Source organism: Azorhizophilus paspali (genome assembly GCF_043587585.2).
Lineage (GTDB): Bacteria > Pseudomonadota > Gammaproteobacteria > Pseudomonadales > Pseudomonadaceae > Azotobacter > Azotobacter paspali.
The window spans coordinates 3,503,763-3,518,261 of sequence record NZ_CP171449.1; the positions used below are offsets into that span (position 1 = coordinate 3,503,763).

Here is a 14,499-nt window from a genome sequence, read left to right on the forward strand (position 1 = left end):
CATCAGGACCGCCGACAAGGAAAGACACATGACGATTCCCGCCAAGCGAACCTCCCGTCGCTGCCTCGCCGGCGCGCTTCTCGTCGCCGGGCTGGCGGCCAGCTTCGGCGCGGCCGCCGACAGCGTCGCACTGCGCCATGTGCGGGTGATCGACGGCACCGGCAGCGCTTCGCGCGAGAACAGCACGATCCTGATCGAAAACGAGCGCATCGCCGCCGTCGGGCCGGACGCGCAGGTGACGCTGCCGGAAGGCGCCCGCGAGCTGGACCTGTCGGGCAGGAGCGTCCTGCCGGGGCTGATCTCCAACCACTCGCACCTGGGCATGACCGACGGTACCGGCGCTGGAGCGCAGAATTACAACCGCGGCAACATCGAGCGACAACTGCGCCAATTCCAGCGCTACGGGGTGACCACGGTGACCTCGCTGGGCCTGAATGGCCCGCTGTTCCAGCGACTGCGCGCCGAGGCGCACTCGGGCATCGGCGTCGGCGCGGACCTGTTCGGCGCCGACCGCGGCATCGGCGTGCCGGAGGGCGCCCCGCCGATGAACGTGGCGCCCGAACAGTTGTACCGGCCGGCCACCGAGGAAGAAGCACGCGCGGCGGTGCGCGAGATGGCCGCCCGCAAGCCCGACCTCATCAAGATCTGGGTGGACGACTTCAACCACACCCTCTCCTACAAAATGAAGCCGGAAATCTACACGGCGGTCATCGACGAGTCACACGCGCACGGACTGCGCGTGGCCGCCCACGTCTACTACCTGGACGACGCCAAGAAACTGATCGCCGCCGGCGCCGACATCCTCGCCCACGGCGTGCGCGACCTGCCGGTGGACAATGAACTGATCGAAGCGATCAAGGCCACGGGCGCCTGGTATATCTCCACCCTGGACCTGGACGAAGCCTTCTACGTTTTCGCCACCCAACCGGAATGGACCCAGACACCTTTCTTCCGCCAGGCACTGCAACCGGCGCTGGCGGCACAATTGGACGACCCGGCCTGGCGGCGGCACACGTTGGCCGACCCAAAGAAGCTGGCGATCTGGGAACAGGGCGTGAAGACCAACCAGGCCAACCTCAAGCGCCTGGTCGAGGCCGGAGCGAAGGTGGGCTTCGGCACCGACTCCGGTGCCACGCCGCTGCGCATCCCAGGCTTCGCCGAACATCGCGAACTGCAACTGGCGGTGGACGCCGGCCTGACGCCGCTGCAGGCGATTGCCCTGGCGACGGGCAATGCCGCCGCCCTGCTCGGGCTGGACGACCGCGGCGTGATCGCGCCCGGCAAGCGTGCCGACCTGCTGGTGGTTGCCGGCGATCCTTCGCAGACGATCGCCGACAGCCAGAAGATCGAAGCGGTCTGGCAGCAAGGGCGCGAGGTGTCCGGCCCTGTCGTGCCCTAAACCTGCCGGTCATGGCTGGGCAGCCGGCGCAGCAGGCGTCGCCACCAGCGCTGCCCGCACCAGAGGGCGGCGCACAGGTAGACCAGGCCGCCCGGCACCCACATCAGCAATCCGGCCAGTTGCTGGTCGCCCAGATCGCCGGCCTCGCGATAGAGCGGCACTCGGGCGAAGCTCAGCAGGGCGCCGAGCAGGCCGGTGTGCATGCTGGTCAGCAGCAGGGCCAGCAGCGCCTGACCCTGCTGTCGCGGCCCGGCGTGCAGCACCGACCACCAGAACAGCCAGGCGCTGAACAGAAAGCAGGCATGCTCGAAGAAGTGCCACCAGAGGTTGTCCAGCGCCAGCCGGTAGGCTCCCGGCGCATGCCAGATCCAGATCAGCGCGCCGTGCAGCACCGCGCAGGCCAGCGGCCGGCGGGCCAGGCGCAGCGGGCCGCGCCACAGGCGCTTCAGGCGCGGGCCGCACAGAGCGTGCCACTGCGGCAGTGGCTGGGCCAGCGCGAGCAACGGGGCGACGGCCAGCATCAACAGCATGTGCTGCGCCATGTGCGCGGCGGCACTGCTTTGCGCGGCCTCGTCCAGGGGACCGAAAAGACTGAAGGCGGCGAGCAGCAAGCCCCCGTGCAGCAGCGTACGCCGGCGCCGCGCCGCCGGACGGCGGCGACAGCCGCCTTCGTAGCCGATCCAGGCGGCAGCCAGCAGCCCGGTGCCGAACAGCACCGGCAGGCGCTCGCCCAGCAATTGGCCGAGGCCTTCGTCGAGCAGTCCGTGGGCCTGCGCGCCGACCGGCAGCAGCAGGAGTAGCAGGCCACTCAGAGGCATGGCGGCAACGCCATGATCGGCAAGCCGACGAACAGCGTGGCCACGGCCGCCAGGAGGTAGACCCAGGCACCGACCCGCACCACGAAGCGCCGCGCCGCCAGTATCGGCGGCGGCATGCGCCACAGCCGCCAGGCGCAGCCGAACAGCCAGGCCGCGATTAGCAGGGTGAGCGAACCGAGCAGTTCGTTGAGCCAGGAACCCACGCCCAGCCTGGCGTCCGGCCAGACCGACAGGCAGCTCAGCGACAATCCGGCGTATACGGCGACCAGCCACAGACTCCAGATGATCAGCCCGAGCGCCAGTTGCAGCGGATGCCCCGGCCTCATGCGCCGATCGCCTGGGGAAACAGCACCAGGGCGAAGTAACTCACCCAGAAGGCCAGCAGGCAGTAATCCCACCACTGCAGGACCACCGCCGGCTCGTAGGGCGCCCGCTCGCCGACCAGCCCCAGGCGTACCCGCCAAGCCTGCAGAGCGCTGAATAGCGGCGCCAGCGCGCAGTGCAGCAGCAGATAGCCGAGCGTCGTGGCGATCAACGCATCGTGGGCGCCGGCAGCGGGCGCCAGCGGCATCGCGACGAGTATCCGGGCGAGCCACGCCGCCTGCAGCAGGCCCAGTCCGGTGAGCGTCCAGAGCTCCGCCTCCAGCCGGCGCTGCTCGCCCCGGCGCAGGCGCCGCACCAGTCGGTGGAAACCCAGCACAATAGCGGTGAGCAGCAGCCCGTCGAGCAGCAGCGGCAATTCGGGCAGCGGCGACTGCGCCGGCGGCCGCCACTTCGGCGCCACGGTCCACAGGTAGAACCAGGCAAAGATCAGTGAAAAGAACAGCACGCCGTTGGCCAGCAGGGCGGTGCCCATGCCCCACAGGCCGGGACCGTCGAAGGTGCGCGAATGCAGCGGCGGGTCGCCCGGCTGGGTGCGCTCGTCCGGCGCCGCCAGGGGATGCGCGCCGTTGACCCAAGACCAGCGCAGCAGGATGCCCAGGGTCGCCAGCGCCGCCACACCGGCCAGGGCATAGGCGCCGTTGAGCAAAGACAGGCAAACCAGCGTCAGGACCAGCGCCGCGTACAGCGGTAGCCAACTGTTGCCCGGCAGGTGGATGATCTCGCGCACTTGCCCGGTCAGCGGGTCGCTGCCCCAGGTCTCGCGGCGACCGTGGTCGACGATCGACAGGCCGTGGCGCCCCTCGGCGATGCTCCGGCCGAGAGCCGGGTTCTCCCACAGCGGATGGCGGCCGGTACAGGCCGGCAGGCTGACGAAATTGTAGGAAGCCGGCGGCAGCGCGGTGGCCCATTCCAGGCTGTCGGCCTGCCAGGGATTGTCGCCGGCGCGGCGGCCGAAGCGGAAATGCAGGCCGATATCCAGCAACACCATGACCACGCCCATGGCCATCACGAAGCTGCCCACCGAGGAAATCAGGTTGGGCAGGTCCCAGCCGAGGCCGGCCTGGTAGGTGTAGACCCGCCGCGGCATGCCGAGCAGGCCGGTCCAGTGCATCACCAGGAAGGTCGCGTTGAAGCCGACGAAGGTCAGCCAGAAGCCCCAGCGCCCCAGTTGCGCGGACGGCAATCGCCCGGAGAAGTGCGGCAGCCAGTAGTAGAGCCCGGCGACCAGCGGGAAGAGCATGCCGCCGACCAGCACGTAGTGCATGTGCGCCACCACGAAGTGGGTGTCGTGCACCTGCCAGTCGAAGGGCACCAGCGCCAACATCACCCCGGTCAAGCCGCCAGCGACGAAGATCACCAGGAAACCGGCCAGCCAGAGCATCGGTACGTTGAACAGCGGCCGGCCGGTCCACAGGGTCGCCAGCCAGGCGAACACCTGGATGCCGGTGGGCACCGCCACCAGCATGCTGGCCGCGGAGAAGAAGGCCTGTCCCAGCAGTGGAATGCCCACGGTGAACATGTGGTGAACCCACAGGCCGAAGCTGAGGAAGCCGGTGCCGATCACCGCCAGCACCAGCCAGCGGTAGCCCACCGCCGGGCGGCGGGCGAACACCGGCAGCAGGGTGCTGACGATGCCCGCCGCCGGCAGGAAGATGATGTAGACCTCCGGGTGGCCGAACAGCCAGAACAGGTGCTGCCAGAGCAACGGGTCGCCGCCGCGGGCGACATCGAAGAAGGCGAAGCCCGCGGCGCGCTCCAGTTCCAGGAGGATGCTGCCGAGGATCAGCGGCGGGAAACCGAACACGATCATCAGTCCCGTCACCAGGATATACCAGGCGAACAGCGGCATCCTGTCGAGGCTCATGCCGGGCGCGCGGCTGCGCAGGATCGACACCACCAGCTCGATGCCGCCAGCCACCGAGGAGATCTCCACGAAGGTGATGCCGAGCAGCCAGAAATCCGGGTTCACCCCCGGCGAATGGGCGTCGCCGCTCAGCGGCACGTACATGAACCAGCCGCCCGCTGGCGCCAGCCCGAGGGCCAAGCTGGAAACCAGGATGACGCCGCCGAACAGGTAGCACCAGTAGCCAAAAGCGCTGAGCCGCGGAAACACCAGATCGCGGGCGCCGAGCATCTTCGGGATCAGATAGACGGCCAACCCCTCGACCATCGGCACGGCGAAGAGAAACATCATCACCGAGCCGTGCATGGTGAATAGTTGGCTGTAGGTCCGCGGGTCGATCAGCGGCAGATCGGGACGCGCCAACTGGACGCGCAGCAGCATCGCCAGCAGCCCGCCGATGAGGAAGAACAACGTCCCCGTGACCATGAAGCGCAGGCCGATACTGCTGTGGTTGACGGCGGACAGCGCCCGCCAGCCGCGTGGATTGCCCCACACGGCTTCGAAGTCCTGGTGCAGTCGCTCGGGATTCCGGGTGTCGCTCATGGGACAAGGGTCTCCAGCCAGGCGGCGATGTCATCCAGGGTGTCCTCGGACAATCGGTCGTGCCGCGGCATGCCGTTGTACGGCTTGAGCCGCTGGTGCTCGTGCAGCCAGAGGCGCATGGCGCCCGGCTCCATCGCCAGGGTGCCGGCGCCGAGGCTGGGTCGCGCGCCGACGTCGCTGAGGTCCGGGGCCCGGCGGCCGTCGCTGATCCCGGCCACCCGGTGGCATTCGCCGCAATAGGGGCGGAAGGCGCGTACCGCCGCGGCATGCTCCCGGGCGACCGGCGGCTCGACCCGGCGCGCCGCCTGCCAGGCGTTGAAGTCCGCCATTTCCAGGGCCTCGACCGCCAGGACCATATGTGCATGCTGGGAGCCGCAGAACTCCGCGCACTGCCCGCGGTATGGGCCGGCTCGGTCGGCCCGCAGGCGCATGGTCAGGCGGCGCCCCGGCAACATATCCAGCTTGCCGCCCAGGCGCGGCACCCAGAAAGCGTGGATCACGTCGGCGCTGGCCAGCTCCAGGTCCACCGGCTGGCCGACCGGTAGGATCAGTTGATTGGCGGTGACCACGCCGGTCTCGGGGTAGCGCACCTCCCACCACCACTGATGCCCGGTCACCTCGATCCGCAGCGGCGGCGGTCCGCCCAGCGGCAGGGGCAGCATGCGCAGGCCCAGGGGAATGCCAAAAGCCAGCAGTACCAGGATGCTGAGCCCCGGCAGCAGCACGCCGCCGGCGAGAATCCAGCGCAGCCCCACCTGGCGGGCCTGCTCGGCATCGTAGCGGCGCGGTCGGCGGCGCCAAGCCACCAGCCAGAGGCTCGCGACCAGCAGCAGCACCAGGCCGAACCAGACGAACATGCCCCACCACAGCCGGGCCGCCACCTGTGCCGCCGGCCCGTCCGGGGCGAGCGTGGACTGCGGCCCGCCGCAGCCGGCCAGGAGCATTGCCGGGCCGATGGCGGTCAAATGAATGCATGCGGCCCGCCGCCCTCTTCCGCCTAGGAGGTTCCGATGCCCGAGCAGACCATCCGCAGCCGCGCCGCCCTGGGTGGCCATCCGCTGCATTCGATGATGATCCACTTTCCAGTCGCCGCCCTGGTCGGACTGCTCGCCAGCGACCTCGGCTACCTGCTGAGTGGCGACCCCTTCTGGGCGCGGGTCAGCCTGTGGCTGTCGGGGGTCGGCGCCTTCGGCGGCTGGATCGCCAGCATCGCCGGGATGATCGACCTGTTCAGCGTGCGCCGGATCCGCCGCCTGGTCACCGGCTGGAGCCATGCCCTCCTCGCCGTGATGTTGCTCTCGCTGGCTTCGCTGAACTGGCTGCAGCGCCATCTCGCCGTGGAGCACATCTTTCCCTGGGGCCTGTACCTGTCCGCCCTGACCACGCTGCTGATCGTACTGGCCGCCTGGCTGGGCGGGCGCTTGGTCTACGAGCAAGCGGTAGGAGTCGACGTGGAGAGTTGAGCGCAGGCCGGAATCCAACATGGCGGAAACCTCCTCTAGACAGGCTTGGCCAGCACCAGCCAGACGGCACAGAGCACGGCCAGCGCAGACGTCGCCGCCAGGACGACGCAGGGGAACGCCACCCCGCTGCGCGGCTCGCTCTCCAGGCGCAGGATCAGCGCACCGCACCCAACATGGCAAATCGCCATGACCGCCACGGCGGTCAGCTTGAGCACCAGCCAGACGCCGAAGATGCCCTGCGCGAGAAACAGCAGCGTGCCGCTGGCAATGGTGAGAAGCGCCGCCGGAGTCGCCAGCAGATTGAACAGCCGCCGGGGCGGCAGGATGCCGGGCTCGCGGGAGGGATCGAAGTCGGCGCCGTAGCTGTCCGCGATCAGGGCCGGGAGATAAAGCAGGGTCCCGCACCAGACCAATAGGAAAACGATATGCACAACCAGAAGCCAGGGCATGGCGGCGCTTCCCGATCCGTTGCGGACTCCCTGTTCCATGCCAAGCTGCCGGCATGGCCGAAAACAGCGTGCCTCCCGATATCCGGATCGGGTGTAGGTTCGAATATGGCGGAACGCCGGAAGTTCCGTACTCCCTACCGTTTGTCCATCATTCGCCATTACCTTGAAAGCCGAGGAACTCCTGCAACGGAGTGATTTCAGTATCCATGCGAGCTGGGTAAAACTTCAGCCTTAGATGGAGAAAGAACATGACGCGGAACAGTAACCCCGGCAACTTCGCCAATGACCGCCAGAAAGCTTCGGAAGCCGGCCGCAAGGGAGGTCGGAACAGCGGCGGCAACTTCGCCAAGGATCGCGATAAAGCCTCCGAGGCCGGACGCAAGGGCGGCCAGCGCAGTCATGGCGGCGGACAGGCCGGCAAGGAAGGCCGTTGACCTCCTGGCGAGCCTCGCCCGGAGACGGGCGAGACGCCTTTAGGACGTCCTTGCGGACGATCGGCCCGACAAGACCATGTTCAAGGTCGTCAATGCGGCCTGCAAAGCGCCGCTTCGCACCTCACAGGCCATACTGTTTGCGTTTGCGATACAGCGTCGAAGCATCGATGCCGAGCGTCCTGGCGGCCTGTTCGAGGGTTTCGCTGCTCGCCAGCACCGCGGTGATATGGGCCTTCTCCAGCTCCTCGAGACGCAGCGGCATGCCCACCCGCGGCACGTTGCCACCCGGCTGCTCGCCCAGTCCCAGGTGACTCGTCTCGATCACCTCCTGCGGACAGATGATGCTGGTCCGCTCCACCACGTTGCGCAGTTCGCGGATGTTGCCCGGCCAGCGGTAGCCCAGCAGGGCCGCCTGCGCCGCCTCGCCGAAGCGGCGCGCCGGACGCCCGTAGTTTCTGACGAACATCCGCAAAAAACGCTCGGCCAGGACGAGGATGTCCTCGGAACGCTCGCGCAGCGGCGGCAGATGCAGGGTGATCACGTTGATCCGGTACAGCAGGTCCTCGCGAAAGCGCCCGGCCTGCACCATGGCTTCCAGATCGAGGTTGGTGGCGGCGAGGATACGCACGTCGGCCTGGCGGGTCACCGGATCGCCGATCCGCTCGTACTCCTTGTCCTGGATGAAGCGCAGCAGCTTGGGCTGCAGGGACAAGGGAAAGTCGCCGATCTCGTCGAGAAACAGCGTACCGCCGTCGGCCTGGTTGACCCGCCCCAGGGTGCTCTCCGTGGCTCCGGTGAAGGCGCCGCGGCTGTGCCCGAACATCTCGCTCTCCATCAGCTCGGCGGACAGCGAAGGACAACTGATGGTCACGAAGGGCTTTTTCGCCCGCCGGCTCCAGCCGTGGATGGCGCGCGCCAGTTCGCCCTTGCCGGTTCCCGATTCGCCGAGAATGAGGATATTGGCGTCGGTATCCGCCACCTGCCGGGCGGTCTCCAGCACCGCCATCATCGTTGGATTGTCCGAGCCGAAAGCATCGCCAATCTGGCGCAGTTCGCCCTCCAGCGCCTCCAGGCGCGACGCCAGCGGGCCGGTCTCCAGTTGCTTGGCCGTGACCCGGCATAGCTGGTCGGGGCTGCAGGGTTTGACCAGATAGTCCGAGGCGCCGGACTTTATGGCCTCGACCGCAGTGTTCACGGCGCTCATGGCGGTGACTATCACCACTCGCATCCAAGGCGCCTGGCTGCGCAGGCGCTGCAGTATCGCCAGGCCGTTTTCCCTGCCCAGGCGCAGATCGAGGAAACATAGATCGAAGACATGGCGTTGCAGCAGCGCTTCCGCCTGCGGCCCGCTGCCGGCACTCATCGCGCTGTAGCCACGTTCTTCGAGACAGGAACGGAACGTGCGCAGTATTACCGGATCGTCATCCACCAAGAGAATGCGGCCGGTAACTTCCGTCTTTGATTTCATTCTCCCCCTCGCATGTATTCATGGTGCCAAGCTCAGGCCTTCAGCGTAGTTGCAAACGCCCGGTAGCGTTTTTCCTGGAGGGTGGCTGGACAGGCCATGTCGGAGACGGGAAACGGAAGCAAAGCTCGGGGACGAAGCGGTAATCTGTCAGGAAAATTACAACAAATGCCGTGGTATTTGCCTCTATCCGAACATCTGTACGCGAACCGGGATGCCCCCCGGAGTACCGACCGACGGCACGCAAGTATCGGATTTTACGAAAAGCGGATCATCTCCGGGCGCCTGCCCTGCAGGCCGCAGGACAAGGGTGCGCCGACGGACGGCGGAACGACCCGCGAGACAACGCGGGCGCCGCCGAAGCAGCCGTACAGGTGGTCTGCCCGTCCGACACCATCCTTGCTGCGAAACGACCGGCCGACCACGGAAACGAGCGGACTCCCGGTACGGCCGCGAATCCGGTCAGTCGCGCTTGCTGTGGCTGGCCGCCAGTTGCCTAGCCTCCTCCCAATGACGCTCCAGCACGGGCAGGGTCTTGCCGGCGAAAGCCTTGAGTTCCGGGTCCTTCAGGCTCTGCGCGGCATGGCGGTACAACTGGACGGTATTTTCGTGTGAAGCGACCTGGTTCTTGGCATAGGCCTCATCGAAGGATTCGCCTTCGCGCAACTGCAAAATCCATTTCTTGGCCTTGCTCATCAGTTCGGCCTCATCGGCCACCTTCAGATTCTTGCTCCGGGCGATCTGCGCCAGTCGTTCGTTCGTCGCGGTATGTTCGTCGACCATCCGCTGGGCAAAGGCCTTGATATCCGAGGAAGTGCTCTTTTCCAAGGCAAGTTTGCCGCTCTCTATTTCCGCTATTCCCTTCGCCGAAGCCTCGTCGACAAAATCATCGGCTTCCATCATATCGGCGGCATACAAGCTGCCGAATACAGCAAGCAATATACTGGCAACAAAGGCTTTATATATTCCCATCATGGAGTCTTACCTCTTGAGAAATGTTTCATATATGAGTTCGCCAGACAAAGAACGGCATGTGCCGGCAATAGTACGACTTGCATGGCCGGATAGAGTTCTGGGTTTGCAGATAGCCAGTCGAACCCCTGCAATACAAGGCATTACGCCAACTCGATGAACGCCTACTGATTTTCCACCCGTCAGCCGGGATGAACTTTCAAAGATCGGGCGGATTCTACCCAATGAACACTCCGTTCCCTTGGCAAGGAGACTCTCAAATGGCAACCGTTCACGAAAATCTGCTTGACTGGCTTCGCGATGCCCACGCCATGGAACAACAAGCGGAAAGTATGCTGAAGTCCATGTCGGATCGCATCGAGAATTATCCCAAACTTAAGGTGCGTATCGATCAGCACATCGAAGAAACCCGCTGGCAGAAGGCCCAGGTAGAAAGTTGTATCAATCGCCTGGGGAGCAGCCCTTCGGCCTTCAAGGACATGGCCGCCAAGATCGTGGCCTTCGGACAGGGTCTCGGCGGTGTGGCCATGAGCGATGAAGTGGTCAAGGGCGCGATGAGTTCCTATATCTTCGAGAACATGGAGATCGCCTCCTACCGGGTCATCATCAGCGCCGCCGAAATGGCCGGTGACATGGAGACCAAGCGGATCGCCCAGGAAATCCTGATGCAGGAACAGGCCATGGCCGAGTGGCTGCTGAACCACCTGCCGGACCTCACCACTCAGTTCCTGAGCCGTTCCGAAACCCCCGACGTGGCCGCCAAGCGCTAAGGTTGCCGGCAGCACGCGACACAGGGCCGAGGGCGATGGGCTCTCGGCCAAGCCGATCAAGCCGATGCCTGTCGGCGCGCACGCGGGTATCGGGCCACGGCCACGCCGATGCGGCCCCAGCGTCTCCCCCTCCAGCTCCAGCAAAAGCCAGGCAACGCCCCCGATACCCGACACGGGACACAAGTGCCGAGCGGCTACCACCCGGCACTTGCCTGGCTCCGCTTCAGCCGTTGATCACCGTTCCGCCGTTCACGTGCAGCACCTGGCCGGTCACGTAGGACGAGTCGTTGCAGGCGAGATATACGTAGGCCGGCGCCACCTCCTCCGGCTGCCCGGGCCGCTTCATCGGCGTAAAAGCACCGAAGTGCGCCACCTCCTCCGCGCTGAAGGTGGAAGGAATCAGCGGAGTCCAGATCGGCCCCGGCGCCACCGCATTGACACGGATGCCGCGCGGCGCCAAGTTGGCCGACAGGGCACGGGTGAAGGCGGTAATCGCCCCCTTGGTGGAGGAGTAATCGATCAGCTTGGGGTTGCCCTTGTAGGCGGTGACCGAGGTGGTATTGATGATGGCGCTGCCCTCCTTCATTGACGGCAACGCTGCCTTGGTCAGTTGGAACATGCCGAAGATATTGGTGCGGAAGGTCTTCTCCCACTGTTTCTCGCTGATGTCCTCGAGCCGTTCCTGCGGATGCTGCTCCCCGGCGTTGTTGACCAGTACGTCCAGACATCCCCACTGCTGCATGGTCTTCTCGACCACCTGGCGGCAGAAGTCGGCATCGGCCACGTCGCCGGCCAGGGTCAGGCAGCGCCGGCCGAGCTTCTCAACCTCGCGGCGGGTTTCTTCGGCGTCTTCCGGCTGATCCAGATACAGCACGACGACATCGGCCCCCTCCTTGGCGAAAACCACCGCCACGGCGCGACCGATGCCGCTGTCGGCGCCGGAGATCACCGCGACCTTGCCTTCCAGCTTGCCGGCGGCCTTGTAATCCTCGGCCCTGTATGCCGGTCGCGGACGCATCGTGCTTTCGTTGCCTGGACGTCGGTCCTGATGCTGCGGCGGCAGGGTTTGTTCGTTTTCGCTCATGACGTTCACCTTGTATCGGGAATAACAGGTCGATGGAATGCGGCCCGAACGGACGCGCGGGGGAAACCTCCCTCTCGCGTACCCTCCCCTCAGCAGACTCGACCCGTTTTTTCGAGTTCTAGCGCAGCGTCGAACTCCACCGCCGTGCGGCCCGGCGGAATTCCCGCCCGGTGCGGATGCCGCGGCCGGCGAGACAAAACCGGGAAACGACGGTCGGACTCATCAAGCAGCAATACGGGTCACCGCCATGACCGACACCTCGCCAGAGGCCCGCAAGCCACGCACACCAGCGGACGCCGCGCAGCGGGACGACTTCGCCCCGCGCAGCCAGCCAATCGCCGACCGGATCGCCTACCAGCGCAAGACCTGGAAGTTCGAGCGGATCGGCTTCGGCGTCCTGCTCGTCCTTGTGCTTCTGGCCCTGAACGGCCTGTTCTCCGACGGTCCGCTCAGCCGGCACAGCAGCAGCGGCCGCGGACAGCGGCTGAGCGTGGAATACGAGCGTTTTCTGCGCAATGGCGCCAGCAGCCGGATCGTCTTCACGGCCCGGACCCGCCCCTCGGCCCTTGCGACCCTGCGCATCGACCGGGCTCTCCTGCGCACCCATACGATCGAAAGCCTGTAGCCGCGGCCCCTGTTCGCACGCAGCCATGAAGGCGGGCTGGAACTCGTCGATCAGGCCGATGAACGGGGTCACCTGACCCTCTACCTGACCATCCGCCCGGAGAGCTTGGGACTGGTGAGCAACTCGGCCTGGTTCGAGGACGAACGGGTAATCTTGAGCCAATTCATCGCCCCCTGACGAGCTGACGATGGACGCCGTTCTGCGAGCCGCCGCGGTCTATGCGCTCCTCCTGGTCCTGTTCAAGATCGCCGGCCGGCGCACCCTGGCGGACATCAGCAAGTTCGACTTGCTGCTGTTGCCGATCATCGGCGAGGCGACGCAGCAGGCCCTGCTGGGCGACGACTTCTCGCTCATCAAGGCGATCCTGGTGATCGTCACCCTGATCGTCATCGATGTCGGCCTGTTCTTTCTCAAGTTCAGGTTCGCCCGGCTCGACACGCTGATCGAGGGCACCTCGACGCTGATCGTCGAAGATGGCCGCCCCCTGAGCAAATGCCTGCGCGAGGCCTGGCTGCGCGAGGAGGACATTCTCCTGGCGGCGCGCCAGCCCCAGGGGTTGAAGCAGATGGCGCAGATCAAATACGCGATTCTCGAGGAGAACGGCAAGATATCGATCATCCCCTACCCATCCGGGTGAGCGGCCCGGCAGCCGCCCCCTGCCCGTTTGCCGGAAAAGGAAAAAACCATTGAACGTCGCGGCGCCGAGCCGCATCCAAATAGCATGCCCCCCTTGCCGCTGCTCCGGGAGGACTTGTCATGTTCGGATGGGAAGCACTCGACCTGGCCCGCATTCAGTTCGCCTTCACCGTGTCTTTCCACATTCTTTTCCCGGCGATCACCATCGGCCTGGCCAGCTACCTGGCGGTGCTCGAAGGACTCTGGCTGAAGACCCGCGAACAGGTCTACCTCGACCTGTACCACTTCTGGCTGAAGATCTTCGCGGTGAACTTCGGCATGGGGGTGGTTTCCGGCATCGTCATGTCCTACCAGTTCGGCACCAACTGGAGCAACTTCTCCACATTCGCCGGCAGCGTCACCGGCCCGCTGCTCGCCTACGAGGTGCTCACCGCCTTCTTCCTCGAAGCGGGCTTTCTCGGCGTCATGCTGTTCGGCCTGAACCGGGTCGGCCCCGGCCTGCACTTCTTCGCCACACTGATGGTGGCGATCGGCACCCTGATCTCGACCTTCTGGATTCTCGCCTCCAACAGTTGGATGCACACCCCGCAGGGCCACGCGATCGTCGACGGTAAGCTCATCCCGGTGGACTGGCTGGCGGTGATCTTCAACCCCTCCTTCCCCTACCGCCTGCTGCACATGGCGGTCGCCTCCTACCTGGCCACCGCCTTCTTGGTCGGCGCCTCGGCCGCCTGGCACCTGCTACGCGGCCATGACAACTTGGCGCTGCGCAAGATGCTCTCCATGGCCATGTGGATGGCCCTGCTGGTCGCCCCGCTGCAGGCGGTGATCGGCGACTTCCACGGCATTAACACCCTGGAGCACCAGCCGGCGAAGATCGCCGCGATCGAGGGCCACTGGGAGAACCGCGCGGACGAGCCGACGCCTTTGATCCTGGTCGGCTGGCCGGACATGCAGCGCGAGGAAACCCGCTTCGCGGTAGAGATCCCGGTACTCGGCAGCCTGATCCTCAAGCACAGCCTGAGCGAGCCGATCCCGGCGCTGAAGGAGTTCGCCGCGCAGGACCGGCCCAACTCGACCGTCGTATTTTGGACCTTCCGCATCATGGTCGGCCTCGGCCTGCTGATGATCGCCACCGGCCTGTGGAGCCTGTGGCTACGCCGACGTGGCGGACTCTACCGGTCGCGGCGCTTCCTGCGCATGGTGCTGCTGATGGGGCCGTCCGGGCTGCTCGCCATCCTCGCCGGCTGGCTCACCACCGAGATCGGCCGCCAGCCTTGGGTGGTTTACGGCTTGATGCGTACCCGCGACGCGGTTTCGGCGCATGGCATAACCGAGATGGGCATCAGCCTAGCGCTGTTCGTGGTGGTCTACCTGGCGGTGTTCGGCGTCGGCTTCGGCTATATGCTGCACTTGGTGCACAAGGGACCGCAGACCAACGAGGGCCGCGAGCCCCTCCACGGCGGGGCGGGCCGGCCGCGCACGCCGGCGCGGCCGCTATCGGCCCCCGAGGAAGGCCTGGACGAAGGCGCACCGAGCGCGAGGAGCTGAGCA

The 14,499-nt window shown here is 66.0% G+C and carries 15 protein-coding genes; 7 read left to right on the forward strand and 8 right to left on the reverse strand.

The window, feature by feature from the left end; genetic code table 11:
• Nucleotides 1-28: 28 nt before the first annotated feature.
• Nucleotides 29-1,399 (forward strand): amidohydrolase family protein, encoded by a 1,371-nt coding sequence (locus ACGI6K_RS16950; protein WP_376948203.1) that lies wholly within the window; start codon nucleotides 29-31, stop codon nucleotides 1,397-1,399.
• On the opposite strand, the gene ACGI6K_RS16955 is transcribed toward ACGI6K_RS16950, so the two are convergent.
• From ACGI6K_RS16955 to coxB, 4 genes are read right to left on the reverse strand one after another with little or no spacing between them, the layout of a single operon-like run.
• Nucleotides 1,396-2,217, reverse strand: a complete 822-nt coding sequence (locus ACGI6K_RS16955) for a cytochrome c oxidase assembly protein (protein ID WP_376948202.1) — start codon at nucleotides 2,215-2,217, stop codon at nucleotides 1,396-1,398. The two genes, ACGI6K_RS16950 and ACGI6K_RS16955, sit on opposite strands and share 4 nt — an antisense overlap.
• Nucleotides 2,208-2,543, reverse strand: coding sequence for a hypothetical protein (locus ACGI6K_RS16960; protein WP_376948201.1), 336 nt, complete (start codon nucleotides 2,541-2,543; stop codon nucleotides 2,208-2,210). Before ACGI6K_RS16960 ends, ACGI6K_RS16955 begins: the two co-directional genes overlap by 10 nt.
• Nucleotides 2,540-5,047 carry a cytochrome c oxidase subunit I gene (ctaD, locus tag ACGI6K_RS16965; RefSeq protein ID WP_376948200.1) on the reverse strand — a complete coding sequence of 836 codons (2,508 nt, stop codon included), beginning with the start codon at nucleotides 5,045-5,047 and terminating at the stop codon, nucleotides 2,540-2,542. The genes ACGI6K_RS16960 and ctaD overlap by 4 nt, the downstream gene beginning before the upstream one ends.
• Complete coding sequence (gene coxB, locus ACGI6K_RS16970; protein ID WP_376948239.1) at nucleotides 5,044-5,991, reverse strand: cytochrome c oxidase subunit II; 948 nt, start codon at nucleotides 5,989-5,991, stop codon at nucleotides 5,044-5,046. The genes ctaD and coxB overlap by 4 nt, the downstream gene beginning before the upstream one ends.
• 66 nt (nucleotides 5,992-6,057) lie before the next feature.
• Here coxB and ACGI6K_RS16975 point away from each other — a divergent pair, with 66 nt between their 5' ends.
• A complete protein-coding gene (locus ACGI6K_RS16975; RefSeq protein ID WP_376948199.1) occupies nucleotides 6,058-6,510 on the forward strand; it encodes a DUF2231 domain-containing protein in 453 nt (150 codons plus the stop codon).
• Nucleotides 6,511-6,545: 35 nt separating this feature from the next.
• On the opposite strand, the gene ACGI6K_RS16980 is transcribed toward ACGI6K_RS16975, so the two are convergent.
• Entirely contained in the window at nucleotides 6,546-6,959 is a 414-nt protein-coding gene (locus ACGI6K_RS16980) for a CopD family protein (RefSeq protein WP_376948198.1), read from the reverse strand.
• Nucleotides 6,960-7,207: 248 nt separating this feature from the next.
• Between ACGI6K_RS16980 and ACGI6K_RS16985 the strand changes: the two genes are divergently transcribed.
• Nucleotides 7,208-7,393 (forward strand): general stress protein, encoded by a 186-nt coding sequence (locus tag ACGI6K_RS16985; RefSeq protein ID WP_376948197.1) that lies wholly within the window; start codon nucleotides 7,208-7,210, stop codon nucleotides 7,391-7,393.
• Between the two features lie 121 nt (nucleotides 7,394-7,514).
• Here the strand turns inward: ACGI6K_RS16985 and ACGI6K_RS16990 are convergent, their stop codons facing one another.
• Nucleotides 7,515-8,861 carry a sigma-54-dependent transcriptional regulator gene (locus ACGI6K_RS16990; RefSeq protein ID WP_376948196.1) on the reverse strand — a complete coding sequence of 449 codons (1,347 nt, stop codon included), beginning with the start codon at nucleotides 8,859-8,861 and terminating at the stop codon, nucleotides 7,515-7,517.
• A 459-nt stretch (nucleotides 8,862-9,320) separates the two neighbouring features.
• The gene (locus ACGI6K_RS16995; protein ID WP_376948195.1) at nucleotides 9,321-9,833 is read right to left on the reverse strand and encodes a DUF4142 domain-containing protein; all 513 of its coding nucleotides are present in this window, start codon (nucleotides 9,831-9,833) and stop codon (nucleotides 9,321-9,323) included.
• Nucleotides 9,834-10,090: 257 nt separating this feature from the next.
• On the opposite strand from ACGI6K_RS16995, the gene ACGI6K_RS17000 reads away from it, so the two are divergent.
• Complete coding sequence (locus ACGI6K_RS17000) at nucleotides 10,091-10,600, forward strand: ferritin-like domain-containing protein (protein WP_376948194.1); 510 nt, start codon at nucleotides 10,091-10,093, stop codon at nucleotides 10,598-10,600.
• A 223-nt stretch (nucleotides 10,601-10,823) separates the two neighbouring features.
• Here ACGI6K_RS17000 and ACGI6K_RS17005 read toward each other — a convergent pair whose 3' ends face one another.
• The gene (locus tag ACGI6K_RS17005; RefSeq protein WP_376948193.1) at nucleotides 10,824-11,684 is read right to left on the reverse strand and encodes an SDR family oxidoreductase; all 861 of its coding nucleotides are present in this window, start codon (nucleotides 11,682-11,684) and stop codon (nucleotides 10,824-10,826) included.
• 247 nt (nucleotides 11,685-11,931) lie between these two features.
• Here ACGI6K_RS17005 and ACGI6K_RS17010 point away from each other — a divergent pair, with 247 nt between their 5' ends.
• From ACGI6K_RS17010 to ACGI6K_RS17020, 3 genes are all read left to right on the forward strand, one after another.
• Nucleotides 11,932-12,309: a hypothetical protein gene (locus ACGI6K_RS17010; protein WP_376948192.1), complete on the forward strand. Its 378-nt coding sequence runs from the start codon at nucleotides 11,932-11,934 to the stop codon at nucleotides 12,307-12,309.
• Nucleotides 12,310-12,496: 187 nt separating this feature from the next.
• Nucleotides 12,497-12,946 (forward strand): DUF421 domain-containing protein, encoded by a 450-nt coding sequence (locus tag ACGI6K_RS17015; RefSeq protein WP_376948191.1) that lies wholly within the window; start codon nucleotides 12,497-12,499, stop codon nucleotides 12,944-12,946.
• Between the two features lie 119 nt (nucleotides 12,947-13,065).
• Nucleotides 13,066-14,496, forward strand: a complete 1,431-nt coding sequence (locus ACGI6K_RS17020; protein WP_376948190.1) for a cytochrome ubiquinol oxidase subunit I — start codon at nucleotides 13,066-13,068, stop codon at nucleotides 14,494-14,496.
• Nucleotides 14,497-14,499: the final 3 nt, after the last annotated feature.

Coding starts and splice junctions, on each gene's coding strand:
- ACGI6K_RS16950 (WP_376948203.1), top strand. CDS start 29: ATGACGATTCCCGCCAAGCGAACCTCCCGTCGCTGCCTCGCCGGCGCG.
- ACGI6K_RS16955 (WP_376948202.1), bottom strand. CDS start 2,217: ATGCCTCTGAGTGGCCTGCTACTCCTGCTGCTGCCGGTCGGCGCGCAG.
- ACGI6K_RS16960 (WP_376948201.1), bottom strand. CDS start 2,543: ATGAGGCCGGGGCATCCGCTGCAACTGGCGCTCGGGCTGATCATCTGG.
- ctaD (WP_376948200.1), bottom strand. CDS start 5,047: ATGAGCGACACCCGGAATCCCGAGCGACTGCACCAGGACTTCGAAGCC.
- coxB (WP_376948239.1), bottom strand. CDS start 5,991: ATGCTCCTGGCCGGCTGCGGCGGGCCGCAGTCCACGCTCGCCCCGGAC.
- ACGI6K_RS16975 (WP_376948199.1), top strand. CDS start 6,058: ATGCCCGAGCAGACCATCCGCAGCCGCGCCGCCCTGGGTGGCCATCCG.
- ACGI6K_RS16980 (WP_376948198.1), bottom strand. CDS start 6,959: ATGCCCTGGCTTCTGGTTGTGCATATCGTTTTCCTATTGGTCTGGTGC.
- ACGI6K_RS16985 (WP_376948197.1), top strand. CDS start 7,208: ATGACGCGGAACAGTAACCCCGGCAACTTCGCCAATGACCGCCAGAAA.
- ACGI6K_RS16990 (WP_376948196.1), bottom strand. CDS start 8,861: ATGAAATCAAAGACGGAAGTTACCGGCCGCATTCTCTTGGTGGATGAC.
- ACGI6K_RS16995 (WP_376948195.1), bottom strand. CDS start 9,833: ATGATGGGAATATATAAAGCCTTTGTTGCCAGTATATTGCTTGCTGTA.
- ACGI6K_RS17000 (WP_376948194.1), top strand. CDS start 10,091: ATGGCAACCGTTCACGAAAATCTGCTTGACTGGCTTCGCGATGCCCAC.
- ACGI6K_RS17005 (WP_376948193.1), bottom strand. CDS start 11,684: ATGAGCGAAAACGAACAAACCCTGCCGCCGCAGCATCAGGACCGACGT.
- ACGI6K_RS17010 (WP_376948192.1), top strand. CDS start 11,932: ATGACCGACACCTCGCCAGAGGCCCGCAAGCCACGCACACCAGCGGAC.
- ACGI6K_RS17015 (WP_376948191.1), top strand. CDS start 12,497: ATGGACGCCGTTCTGCGAGCCGCCGCGGTCTATGCGCTCCTCCTGGTC.
- ACGI6K_RS17020 (WP_376948190.1), top strand. CDS start 13,066: ATGTTCGGATGGGAAGCACTCGACCTGGCCCGCATTCAGTTCGCCTTC.